Source organism: Pseudomonas sp. NLJ1 (assembly GCF_049486705.1).
GTDB classification, from domain to species: domain Bacteria; phylum Pseudomonadota; class Gammaproteobacteria; order Pseudomonadales; family Pseudomonadaceae; genus Aquipseudomonas; species Aquipseudomonas inefficax.
Genome location: NZ_CP137735.1, coordinates 2,895,636 through 2,907,726, shown reverse-complemented (window position 1 = coordinate 2,907,726; position 12,091 = coordinate 2,895,636). Strand labels below are relative to the sequence as shown.

Sequence of the window (12,091 nt, the reverse complement as noted above, 5' to 3'; positions counted from 1 at the left end):
CAATGGAAACCCGAGCCCATCACGTTCTTATCGGCCTGGTCACCGTCCTGGTGGTGGCCGGCGCCATGCTGTTCGGCCTGTGGCTGGCCAAGTCGAGTGTCGACGACGCCTTCAAGGACTACGAAGTGGTGTTCAACGAAGCCGTCTCCGGTCTGTCCCGCGGCAGCCCGGTGCAGTACAACGGCATCAAGGTGGGTGATGTGTCCACCCTGCGCCTGGACCCGAAAGACCCGCGCCGGGTATTGGCCCGGGTGCGCCTGAGCGCCGACACCCCGGTGAAGGAAGACACCCAGGCCAAGTTGACCCTGGCCGGCGTGACCGGCAACTCGTTCATCCAGCTCAGCGGCGGCACCCCGCAAAGCCCTGAGCTGAAAGGCAAGGATGGCAAGCTGCCGGTGATCATCGCCTCGCCCTCGCCAATTTCGCGTCTGCTCAATGACAGCAGCGACCTGGTGACCAACATCAACCTGCTGCTGCACAACGCCAACCAGATGTTTTCCGAAGACAACATCGGCCACCTCAGCAACACCCTGTCCAACCTCGACAAGACCACTGGCGCCTTCGCTGGCCAGCACGGCAGCATCACCCAGGCCATCGAGCAACTGGTGCAGGTGGGCAAGCAGGCCAGCGCCACCCTGGCCGAAACCCAGGCACTGATGCGCAATGCCAACGGCCTGCTCGGCAGCGAAGGCAAGCAGGCAATCGGCAGCGCCGAGCAAGCCATGCAGTCACTTGCCGAGAGCACCGCCACCATCAACCGCCTGCTCGAGGACAACCGCGAAGCCATCGGCGACGGCGCACAGGGCCTGAACCAGCTGACCCCGGCGATTCGCGAGCTGCGCGAAACCCTCAACGCACTCAAAGGTATTTCCCGGCAACTGGAGGCCGACCCTAGCGGCTACCTGCTCGGCCGCGACAACAACAAGGAGTTCCAACCATGAAACCGTCGCTGCGCCTGCTGGCCCTGGCGGCCGCATTGAGCCTGGCCAGTGCCTGCTCGATCCTGCCACAGAGCGAGCCCGTCGACCTGTACCGCCTGCCGGTGAACCAGCCCGGCCGGACGGCGCCGGCGCTGGATTGGTCATTGCGCCTGAACAAGCCGCTGGCCAGCGAAGTGCTGGCCGGGCCACGGATTGCCGTGATTCCCCAGGGCGATGTGGTCAGCAGTTACAAAGGCGCGCGCTGGAGCGACGCAGTGCCGGTGCTGCTGCGCAACCGACTGCTTGACGGTTTCCAGCGTGACGGCCAGGTGCAGCGCCTGAGCGCCGATGACAGCAACCTGCAGGCCGACTACGAGCTGGCTGGCGAGCTGCAGGCATTCCAGACCGAGTACCGCACGGACGGGGCGGCGGAGGTGGTGATCCGCTATGACGCACGCCTGGTGCAGGGCCGCACTCAACGGATCCTGGCCAGCAAGCGCTTCGAAATCCGCCAGCCATTGGCCGATAAGCAGGTGTCAGCGGTGGTTGCCGGCTTTGGCAAGGCCTGTGACCAACTGACCGGGCAGGTGGTCAGTTGGACCATTGCGCAAGCAGCCAGCGTTCCTGCTCACTGAGGCCTGCCTGCTTTTTGTGGGGGCGTCAGGCGAAGAACCAGTAGCAGACGAAGATCGCTGCGACGACACCGGAGAATTCGGCCAGCAGCGCACACCCCACCGCATGCCGTACGCGCTGGATACCCACCGCACCGAAGTAAACCGCCAGCACGTAGAAGGTAGTTTCGGTACTTCCCTGAATCGTCGCAGCGACCAGCGCCGGGAAGCTGTCGACGCCTTGGCTCTGCATGGTCTCGATCAGCATCGCCCGCGCCGCGCTGCCGGAGAACGGCTTGACCAGAGCAGTGGGCAGGCCCTCCACGAAGCGGGTGTCCAGGCCCATCCAGTTCACCGCATGGCGAATACCGTCCAGGGCCAGCTCCAGCGCGCCTGAAGCACGCAGCACTCCCACTGCCACCAGCATCGCCACCAGATAGGGCAACAGGTTCTTGGCCACATCGAAGCCTTCCTTGGCGCCTTCGACAAAGGCTTCATAAACCTTCACCCGCTTCAAGGCACCAATCACCAGGAAAAGGATGATCACGCCAAACAGCGTGAGGTTACCCAGAATCGACGACAGGTTGGCCAGCGCCGCTGCCGACAAGGTGCCAAGAAAAGCCATGAAACCACCCAGCAGCAAGGCGCCGGGGATGAAGTAGGCGAGCACAACCGGGTCCCACAGGCGCAGGCGCTGCATCACCGCCACCGACAGCAGGCCGACCAGGGTCGAGACGCTGGTCGCCAGCAGGATGGGCAGAAACACCATGGTCGGGTCCGCCGCGCCTTGCTGGGCCCGGTACATGAAGATGGTTACAGGCAGCAGCGTCAGCGACGAGGCGTTGAGCACCAGGAACAGGATCTGCGCGTTGCTCGCCGTGGTGCTGCTGGGGTTAAGCTCCTGCAGCGCGCGCATGGCCTTCAGGCCGATCGGCGTGGCGGCGTTGTCCAGGCCCAGCCCGTTGGCGGCAAAGTTCATGGTGATAAGGCCCAGCGCCGGGTGACCGGGTGGAACTTCCGGCATCAATCGGGCGAACAACGGGCCGAGCACCTTGGCCAGCCACTCGACGATGCCAGCCTTCTCGGCGATCTTGAGAAAGCCCAGCCACAGGGTCAGCGTGCCGAACAGCAGCACCATCACCTCGACCGACAGCTTGGCCATGGCGAATATGCTCTCGACCATCGCCGCGAAGATGCCGGCGTTGCCGCCTACCAGCCATTGGGCCAGGGCGGACACTGCCGCCACTAGGAAAAAGCCAAGCCAAAGGCCGTTGAGCATCCGAGTGTTCCCCCTGAAAAATGCCCGAATGATAGCGTATCGGGGCTCAAGGCTGGAGACCGCAGCCCGTACACAGGCCCCTGTGGGAGCGGGTTCACCCGCGAACACCGGCAAAGCCGGTGCCATACACCGTGTTGCCTGATTCGCGGGTGAACCCGCTCCCACAATGGCCACTGCTCGGCCCCAGGATCTCACAGGCAACAAAAAGCCCCGACAGGTCGGGGCTTCTTGTTCAGCTCATCAGGCTCAGCGCTTGGCAGCTTCGCCAACCATGGCCGCTTCCTGCTTGCCGGCCATCAGCGAGGCGTAGTACTTCTCGCCCTTGGCGGCGTCGTACATGCCTTCCCAGCGCGCGATGACCAAGGCTGCCAGAGCGTTGCCCACAACGTTCAAGGCAGTACGGGCCATGTCCATGATGCGGTCGACACCGGCGATGAAGGCCAGGCCTTCCAGCGGGATGCCAACGCTGCCCAGAGTGGCCAGCAGCACCACGAAGGAAACACCCGGTACGCCAGCGATACCCTTGGAAGTGACCATCAGGGTCAGCACCAGCAGCAGCTGCTGGCTCCAGGACAGGTCGATACCGTACAGCTGGGCAATGAAGATTGCCGCGATGCTCTGGTACAGGGTCGAACCGTCGAGGTTGAACGAGTAGCCGGTCGGTACCACGAACGAACAGATCGACTTCGGTGCACCGTACTTCTCCATCTTCTCGATCACGCGCGGCAGCACGGTTTCGGAGCTGGAGGTGGAGTAGGCGAGAATCAGCTCATCTTTCATGATGCGCATGATCTTGATCACCGAGAAGCCGAACAGGCGGGCGACCAGGCCCAGCACCATGAAGGCGAAGAAGGCGATGGCGAAGTACACCAGCAGCACCAGCTTGGCCAGCGGCAGCAGCGAGCTGAAACCGAAGTTGGCGACGGTCACGGCGATCAGGGCGAACACGCCGATAGGGGCGTAGTTCATGATCATGTGGGTGACCTTGAACATGGTCTCGGAAACCGCCTGGAAGGTACGTACCAGCGGGTCGCGCAGCTCTGCCTGCAGGCTCGACAGGCCCAGGCCGAACATTACCGAGAAGAAGATGATCGGCAACATTTCGCCACGCATCAGCGCTGCGAAGATGTTCGACGGGATCAGGTTCAGCAGGGTTTCGATGAACGCGTGCTCATGCTGCACTTCGGCCGCGGTGGCTTGGTACTTGGAGATGTCCACGGTCCCCAGGGTGCTCATGTCGATGCCGGCGCCCGGGTGGAACAGGTTGGCCAACACCAGGCCGACGACGATGGCGATGGTGGTCACCACCTCGAAGTAGATGATGGTCTTCAGGCCGATGCTGCCCAGTTTCTTCGCGTCGCCAACCCCGGCGATACCCACGATCAGCGACGAAATCACGATCGGGACGACGATCATCTTGATCAGGCGAATGAAGATGTCACCAGCAGGCTGGAGAACATTGCTGATCCACCATGCCTTTTCTGCACTGAAATGATTCAGTAGCGCGCCGATTGCAACACCCAGGACCAGACCGATGACGATCTGCCAGGCGAGGCTCAGTTTTGCCTTCTTCATGTCTTTACCCTTTGTTCTAGTGGTCATGGGCACCCAACGGAAAGGCCCGTAACAGAGCCGTTGGCTAGGTTACGAGCAATAGCTGCTTCCGTCCGGCGACTTCATGTAAGGACACCGCAGGCGAGCGACAGGGCGCCCGGCCGGCGAAAAAGGCGGCAACTATTGCGATGGCAAAGGGGGAAATCTAATGCCGGAAGCGCATGACCCATGCCGTTTACGCATAACGTTTCTGACCGAAACTGGGGGTTCGCAAGTGCTTGATTTACAACGTTCGGAATCCCGAACAAGACCAAACCGCCATATTTAGGCAGATTTGGCAGGATAGAAAGGACGGGGAAGATGGCCTGTTCGACAATCCGAATGGCTGAAATGCCGCTTGAACAAGCGTCGGGGTGATCGAAAAAAAATGATGTGCGGTCGAGACAAAATGTGTCTCGAAGAGAAAATCGTGCAGGGAAGAGACGTTTCCTACATGGCTCCTCGGAAGCCAGGTCTGGTCAAGTGCCCCTATGACACCGCCGACCTGAAACTTCCGATTCCGCCTTTCCTGACCCGGCCCATTGCTGGAGGTACTCCCTGTACCCCTAGGCCACTCCGATCCTGCAACAATCAGAACGGCCCGGCCCCTTGGTCATGTGCAGCCCCTCCTCGGGGCGGCGCATCATAGAAGGCTGAAATATAGAAAGGTTCAGCTTCTATTATGTGACAGTGCATGACCTTTCATCCGTACCGGGTACAAACGCTCAGTACCAGTTCGGGTCACGCTTGAGCTGCTCCTGCAGCATCGCCTTCATGCCGTCGTCCGGTTCACCCAGCCAGCGGTACTGCGCATGGCGGGTGGGCGACTTGTCGTTCGGCAAACCTTCGGGTACCTCCACGAGCATCCCGTAGGCATCGTCCTTGTCCCAGCTGAACGCCACGATCAGGCGTTTGTAGGTGCAGTTGTCCGGGCCTTCGCATAATGGGCCGACCAGATACTTGTCGCCGTCTTCGGTAACGGCAGACATCTGCTGCTGGGCACTGCCGGTCAGATTGACCACCCAATCAGGCAGGCGTTCCTCGCCTTTGATCGTGTCCTGCCAGGTTTCCCGGTACTCAGGGTCCGAGCCGAGCAACTGGTCGACCCGGACCTGGCCGTCATTGGCCGCCATCGCCGCCGCACTGCCGCCCAGTAACAGGGCGGCAGCCAGGGATGTCCAACGCTTCCTGCCCATCTTCAACCTCGTCCACGTCCAAAGAAGAAGGAGGCTACGAACAGCACCAGGAAGACAATGAACAGAATCTTCGCGATACCGGTGGCAGCGCCCGCGATACCACCGAAGCCCAGTACGGCGGCGACAATGGCGATGATGAGGAAAGTGATAGCCCAACTCAGCATGGTGGTTCTCCTTTCTTTTTCAGAATCGGTCTGGTCGGCGGTCAGAACACCCAGCGGTCCTGGGGTACGACATTTTCCAGCGTGGCCGGTGAAGTAGTGGCCTGGCCGGTTGGCAGCGGGTCGACGGCCTTGACCAGGGTGTTGGCACGGGTTGCCTGAATCTGCGTCAACAGGGCGGTCTGTGCCGCCACTTGCTCGGCCAGGCGCGCGGTCTGCCAGCTGTAATAGAAGAGGCCAGCGGCCAAGGTCAGCAACAACGCCAAGCCGAGTGACAGCATCTGGCGCAGGGGCAGTGCGGCGCTCTGCAAACGGTTGACGGATTGGCGGTTCATGCCGGCTCCTCCTGCTGTAATTCTTGTTCAAACCTGAACAGGTAATTGCAGCCTGCATGCCAGCCTTTTGATTCAGATAAAATTCAATTAAATCAAATAGTTATCCTAATCTACCGAAATCGGCAAGGACGTATCCTGCACGATGCGGTCCGTGCGGCCGTGCGAATTGCACGATCAGCCCTCGACCTTGGTCGCCACCTTGAGCAGGTCGGCATCCACCCCGCGCACGCCGATGATCTGCCGGGCGATCTCCACGGCGATGGTTTTCTGCTCGCTGCTGACCACTTCGCCCGAAAGCCGAACCAGCCCCTCTTCGCTGGCCACCTTCAGGTTCAGACCATCAAGGTTGCGGCTGAAGCGGTAGCTGTTCTGGATCTTGTCGATGATCCAGCTGTCGCTCGGCTGCGGGCCGGTCGGCACCCCCACCGGAGTTTCCCGGGCCTTGGCCATGGCGGCACTATCGAGGCTGACCAGGTTGTTGACCAGGTGCACGCCCTCGGTGGTACGCGCCACCACGCCAGCCAGCTCCTTGGCCTCGGCACTGTCGACCTTGCCGCGCAGGGTCACCACGCCTTCGCTGCTCTGCACATCTATAGGCGCCTTCTCGGTGGTACGGCTCCATAACAGCCGCGCACGGATCACCGCAGCCAGGGTGGCATCCTCCAGGCGCTGGGCGTAGGCACGCAACTCCAGCGGGCGCTCCACGAGCTGGGCATTGACCTGCAGCTGGTTGTCTACTTGCTCGATGCCACGGGTAGCCAGGGCCACATGCTCGGCCAGCTGGCGCTCGACGTCGTTCTCCACCTCCCCGGAAAGCCGCGCCTGCTTGCCGTCCACCTCGACCTGGATACGGAACGGGTCGAGCATGCGGTTCAGCGACAGGGCGGTTTGCAGCGCCCCCTCCAGGCGGGCGTCCTGTACCGGATCGGCGAATACCGGCGTGAACCCTGGTAGCAGGGTGGCTGCCAACATGGCGGCGCGGATGGAAAAGCGCATGACAGTGCCTCCTCTTGTAGGCAAAAACTGAAAATCCTCGCAACCAATGTGCCACCGTGACCCTCTAAGAAAATCATCTGAAAAGCGCGGCCTCCAAGCGCTGATTGGCCAGTGGCTAGCATGCAAAGGACAGGTTCCTTCACAATGGACCATGCAACTTGCCCGATTTTTCCCACACTAAATGAAGATCTTTCCTAAAGGAGCGCAGCACATGGAGTCAGCCCAGGACAACCAAGGCCGCATTCTGCTGGTGGATGACGAGTCCGCGATCCTGCGCACCTTCCGCTATTGCCTGGAAGACGAGGGCTACAATGTGGCAACGGCCAACAGCGCCGCCCAGGCCGAAGCCTTGTTGCAGCGCCAGGTCTTCGACCTTTGCTTCCTCGATTTGCGCCTGGGCGAGGACAACGGCCTCGATGTGCTGGCGCAGATGCGTATCCAGGCCCCTTGGATGCGGGTGGTGATCGTCACCGCGCACTCGGCGATCGATACGGCGGTAGACGCGATCCAGGCCGGTGCCGCCGATTACCTGGTCAAACCGTGCAGCCCCGACCAGCTGCGCCTGGCTACGTCCAAGCAGTTGGAGGTGCGTCAGCTTTCCGCTCGGCTGGAGGCCCTGGAAGGTGAAGTACGCAAACCCAAGGACGGCCTCGACTCGCACAGTCCAGCGATGATGGCAGTGCTGGAAACCGCCCGCCAGGTCGCTACCACCGATGCCAACATCCTCATCCTTGGCGAGTCGGGCACAGGTAAAGGTGAGCTGGCCCGGGCCATCCATGGCTGGAGCAAGCGCGCGCGCAAATCCTGCGTGACCATCAACTGCCCGTCACTGAACGCCGAGTTGATGGAAAGCGAGTTGTTCGGCCATACCCGCGGCGCCTTCACCGGCGCCAGCGAAAGCACCCTGGGGCGTGTCAGCCAGGCAGATGGGGGCACGCTGTTTCTCGACGAGATCGGCGATTTCCCACTGACCTTGCAGCCCAAACTGCTGCGTTTCATCCAGGACAAGGAATACGAGCGCGTCGGCGACCCAGTCACCCGTCGCGCCGATGTGCGTATCCTCGCCGCCACCAACCTCAACCTCGAAGAGATGGTGCGAGAGAGCCGCTTCCGCGAAGACCTGCTGTATCGCCTGAACGTCATCACCCTGCACCTGCCGCCGCTGCGCGAGCGCAGTGAAGACATCCTGACCTTGGCCGACCGCTTTCTCGCCCGCTTCGTCAAGGAATACTCCCGGCCTGCCCGCGGTTTCAGTGACGAAGCCCGCACAGCCCTGCTCAATTACCGCTGGCCCGGCAACATTCGCGAACTGCGCAACGTGGTAGAGCGGGCCAGCATCATCTGCCCGCAGGAACGTGTGGAAATCAGCCACCTGGGCATGGGCGAGCAGCCTGCAGGCAATGCTCCGCGCGTCGGCGCCGCACTGAGCCTCGATGAGCTGGAACGCGCCCATATCGGCGCGGTGCTGGCCGCCAGCGACACCCTTGACCAGGCGGCCAAGACCTTGGGGATCGATGCCTCCACCCTGTACCGCAAGCGCAAGCAGTACAACCTGTGAGGTGGCGTCCCATGAAGCTGCGCACGCGGCTTTTCCTCAGCATTTCGGCATTGGTCACCGTGGCCCTGCTCGGGCTGCTGCTGGGCCTGGTCAGCGTGCTGCAGATGGCCACGGTGCAGCAGAGACTGGTGCGCGATACCACCCACACCCTGGAAACAGGACTGAAGTTGCGCCAGAACCTTGGCGAACAGTTGACCCTGATCCTTGATGAAGACACCGCCCCGGAGAACCTGCGGCTGCTGCAGGAAAACTTCCAGAAACTGCTCGAGCAAGGGCTGGACCAAGGCGGCGAGCGCACCGGCTTCAGCAAGGCCAGCAGCAATTACCAGGCCTTCCTCCAGGCCTACCGCGATAGCCCGGCGCCCTCCCGCAGCATGGGGGTTGAGCAACCACTGGGGGCCGCGTTCAACCAGGTCCGCACCGACCTGATCGATTCCCACAAGCAGGCCCTGGAGTACATCACCCGCAGCGAGGAGCACACCCGCGACCACGCCCTGCTGGTCAGCGGTGTACTTGGCCTGATGGGCCTGGTGGTACTGGTACTGGGCTTCATCACCGCCCACAATATTGCCCGGCGCTTCGGCCAGCCGATCGAAGCCTTGGCCAAAGCAGCCGACCAACTCGGCAAGGGCGATTTCGACGTTACCCTGCCGGTCACACAAGCCACGGAACTGAACCAACTGACCCGACGCTTCGGCCTGATGGCCGATGCCTTGCGCAAGCACCAGGCCACCAACGTCGATGAACTGCTGGCCGGCCAGCAACGCTTGCAGGCCGTACTGGATAGCATTGACGATGGCCTGCTGATCATCGACCGCCAAGGCCGCCTGGAGCACCTCAACCCGGTGGCGCAGCGCCAGCTGGGCTGGACCGATAGCCGCGCTGGCAGCAGCCTGGCCGAAGCCCTGCAGCGCCCGGAGCTGGAACAGCAGCTACGCCAGGTACTGCGCGGCGGCAACCTCGACCGTCAGCCGGACGACCTGAACATGGACGTCGATGACGAAACGCGCCTGCTCGCCTACAGCCTGACCCCGGTCAGCCACCCGCAAGGACCGATACTTGGCGCAGTGATGGTGTTGCACGATGTAACCGAGCAGCGAGCCTTCGAACGCGTGCGCAGCGAATTCGTGCTGCGCGCTTCCCATGAGCTGCGTACGCCGGTAACCGGCATGCACATGGCCTTCGGCCTGTTGCGCGAGCGGCTCAAGTTCCCGCCCGAGTCGCGCGAGCATGACCTGCTGGAGACCATCGGCGAGGAAATGCAGCGCCTGACCCAGTTGATCAACGACCTGCTCAACTTCAGCCGCTACCAGAGTGGGATGCAGAAGCTCGATCTGGCTCCCTGCGCCATCGACGAACTGCTGGAGCGTGCACAACAGCGCTTTGCCGAACCGGCGGCGCACAAGCAGATCGAGCTGATCACGGAACTGGAGCCGCCGCTACCGCGTATCCAGGCAGACGTCACCCAACTTGACCGGGTGCTGGACAACCTGTTGCACAATGCCATCCGCCATACCGCCAGCGGCGGGCGTATCCGCCTGCACGCACGACGGCATGCGGAGCGGGTGATCATCAGTGTCGAAGATAACGGCGAAGGCATTGCCTATGGGCAACAAGGGCGCATCTTCGAGCCCTTCGTACAGGTAGGGCGCAAGAAAGGCGGCGCGGGGCTGGGGCTGGCGTTGTGCAAAGAGATCGTGCAGCTGCATGGCGGGCGCATGGGCGTGTTTTCCCGACCGGGGCAGGGGACCCAGTTCTACATGGCGCTGCCGGTCTGAATGTTGCCTGTCACGGCCCCATCGCCGGTGCAGGATCACTCAATGCTCAACCCGCCGCGGCAACCGTCCGCGGGTCACCAGTTCGGCAAACTGCCGGGCATTCAGTGGCCGGGCAAAAAGCCAGCCTTGGCCATAATTGACCCCTTCGCTGGTCAGCAGTACCGCTTGGTCTTCACACTCGATGCCTTCGGCAATCACCCGCAGGTGCAGGTCGTGGGCCATGCGGATGATATGCGGCGCAACACCGCTGCTGGCGGCGTCGTGCCCCAGGGCATCGATAAAGGCCTTGTCGATCTTCAAGCAGTCCACCGGCAGGGTTTGCAGGTAGGCCAGGCTGCAATAACCCGTACCAAAATCGTCGATCAGCACCTGATGCCCCACCGCGCGCAGCGCCTGCAGGTTGTCGCGCGCCACCACCACATCGATCAGGCCGCGCTCGGTCACCTCGAAGGCAATCTGGCTGGCCGCTACCCGGTGCATGGCCAGCAAGCGTGCCGCCACCCGTCCAATGCGCGGCACCATCACATCGCAAGCCGCCAGGTTCACCGATATGTACAAGTTGGGGTGCGAGCGCAGCAGTTGCCCTAACTGTTCCAGCACACGCTGCAGGACAAAGTCGGTGATCTGGCGGATCTGCCCGGTGTTTTCCGCCAACGGGATGAACAGGTCCGGGCTGGTCAGGGTGCCGTCCGGGCGACGCCAGCGCACCAGGGCCTCCGCCCCGACACAGCGCCGGCTGTCGAGCTCGAAGATCGGCTGGTAGAGCACCTGCAGTTCGCCGCGACGCAGGGCATTCTGCAATTCCGAGCTCATCGACCGCCGCTGCAGGATCAGTTGCAACACCAGCCAGCCGATGCAGCAGGCCGCCAGCACACTGCCGGGGAACAGAAGCCAGAGCATGCCGTTCATTCTCAACGGCAGGCTCGCCCTCGGGGCAATCAACACCAACTGGTAGTCCGGTGACTTGGTCGGCATTCGGTAGATCAGGCGATCGCTGAGTTCGAGCAGCGACTTGTGGCTGGTCGACCAGGCCGAGGGTGGCGGCCATACCTGCGGGGGGCCCAGCACGGGGATAGCCCGGGTGCCGTTGTCCAGCACCACGACCAGGCTACCGCCCGGGGGCAGGTCGACCACATCGGTCAGGTGCCCACGAGAGGTGGACACCACGAACTTGCCCCTCCCCAGCATCAATGCGGCCAGGTTCTCGTTCGGCTCGGTCGTGGTGTTCAGCCAGTAGCTGTAAGTCGGCCCCTGGATGTCGGGGATGCGCAAGGGTTCGAACGCCCGCTCATCACCGCGGTTCGAACAGGCGATATCACCATCCACGTATGCCGCTTCATATATGAAGCGTGAGCTCAGGCCTACCTGCTGCAATGCCGTCAGCATCGCCGGGCTGCAGCCGCGCAAGGGCTGCGCCTGCAACAGGTCGACCCCTTCGCGCAACTGGCCGAACACCTGCTCAAGGCGCTCGAGAAAGCGTTCGCCTTGGGCGTTCATCTGTGCACTCTCGCTTTGCTTCATCTGTTGCAGGGCAATGCCGATACTGGCAGAAAGCAACAGAGCCGCGCTGGCCAGTGCTGCCAATGTGGCCAGCATCCAGGGACGGTAAAAAATTTGGCGCAGCAAGGCGATGAAGGCTGACATCGAAGGCATCCAGTTGATAA

11 protein-coding genes are annotated in these 12,091 nt (G+C 62.3%); 4 read left to right on the top strand and 7 right to left on the bottom strand.

The genetic code is table 11. The features are described 5' to 3' along the window. The first annotated feature begins 2 nt into the window (after positions 1-2). Both R9B85_RS13095 and R9B85_RS13090 read left to right on the top strand, forming a co-directional pair. Positions 3-941 (top strand): MlaD family protein, encoded by a 939-nt coding sequence (locus R9B85_RS13095; RefSeq protein WP_046616914.1) that lies wholly within the window; start codon positions 3-5, stop codon positions 939-941. After that, positions 938-1,555, top strand: coding sequence for an ABC-type transport auxiliary lipoprotein family protein (locus tag R9B85_RS13090; protein ID WP_112251741.1), 618 nt, complete (start codon positions 938-940; stop codon positions 1,553-1,555). The genes R9B85_RS13095 and R9B85_RS13090 overlap by 4 nt, the downstream gene beginning before the upstream one ends. Positions 1,556-1,580: 25 nt before the next feature. On the opposite strand, the gene R9B85_RS13085 is transcribed toward R9B85_RS13090, so the two are convergent. The 6 genes from R9B85_RS13085 to R9B85_RS13060 form a co-directional block, all read right to left on the bottom strand. Beyond that, positions 1,581-2,810: a nucleoside recognition domain-containing protein gene (locus R9B85_RS13085; RefSeq protein ID WP_423770279.1), complete on the bottom strand. Its 1,230-nt coding sequence runs from the start codon at positions 2,808-2,810 to the stop codon at positions 1,581-1,583. A gap of 246 nt (positions 2,811-3,056) precedes the next feature. Beyond that, positions 3,057-4,385 carry a glutamate/aspartate:proton symporter GltP gene (gene gltP / locus R9B85_RS13080; RefSeq protein ID WP_025337235.1) on the bottom strand — a complete coding sequence of 443 codons (1,329 nt, stop codon included), beginning with the start codon at positions 4,383-4,385 and terminating at the stop codon, positions 3,057-3,059. A gap of 743 nt (positions 4,386-5,128) precedes the next feature. Beyond that, the gene (locus R9B85_RS13075; protein WP_133969853.1) at positions 5,129-5,599 is read right to left on the bottom strand and encodes an inhibitor of vertebrate lysozyme family protein; all 471 of its coding nucleotides are present in this window, start codon (positions 5,597-5,599) and stop codon (positions 5,129-5,131) included. 2 nt (positions 5,600-5,601) lie between these two features. Then, a complete protein-coding gene (locus R9B85_RS13070) occupies positions 5,602-5,763 on the bottom strand; it encodes a DUF1328 domain-containing protein (protein WP_003252966.1) in 162 nt (53 codons plus the stop codon). Positions 5,764-5,804: 41 nt separating this feature from the next. Beyond that, on the bottom strand, positions 5,805-6,095 hold the full coding sequence (locus R9B85_RS13065) for a hypothetical protein (protein WP_112251738.1): 291 nt from the start codon (positions 6,093-6,095) through the stop codon (positions 5,805-5,807). Between the two features lie 174 nt (positions 6,096-6,269). After that, the gene (locus R9B85_RS13060; RefSeq protein WP_207878737.1) at positions 6,270-7,091 is read right to left on the bottom strand and encodes a BON domain-containing protein; all 822 of its coding nucleotides are present in this window, start codon (positions 7,089-7,091) and stop codon (positions 6,270-6,272) included. A gap of 211 nt (positions 7,092-7,302) precedes the next feature. Here R9B85_RS13060 and algB point away from each other — a divergent pair, with 211 nt between their 5' ends. Beyond that, positions 7,303-8,649: a sigma-54-dependent response regulator transcription factor AlgB gene (gene algB, locus R9B85_RS13055; protein WP_112251736.1), complete on the top strand. Its 1,347-nt coding sequence runs from the start codon at positions 7,303-7,305 to the stop codon at positions 8,647-8,649. 11 nt (positions 8,650-8,660) lie between these two features. Then, positions 8,661-10,427 carry a KinB sensor domain-containing domain gene (locus R9B85_RS13050; protein WP_112251735.1) on the top strand — a complete coding sequence of 589 codons (1,767 nt, stop codon included), beginning with the start codon at positions 8,661-8,663 and terminating at the stop codon, positions 10,425-10,427. Positions 10,428-10,466: 39 nt separating this feature from the next. On the opposite strand, the gene R9B85_RS13045 is transcribed toward R9B85_RS13050, so the two are convergent. Continuing rightward, positions 10,467-12,071, bottom strand: coding sequence for an EAL domain-containing protein (locus tag R9B85_RS13045; RefSeq protein WP_112251734.1), 1,605 nt, complete (start codon positions 12,069-12,071; stop codon positions 10,467-10,469). Positions 12,072-12,091 lie beyond the last annotated feature (20 nt).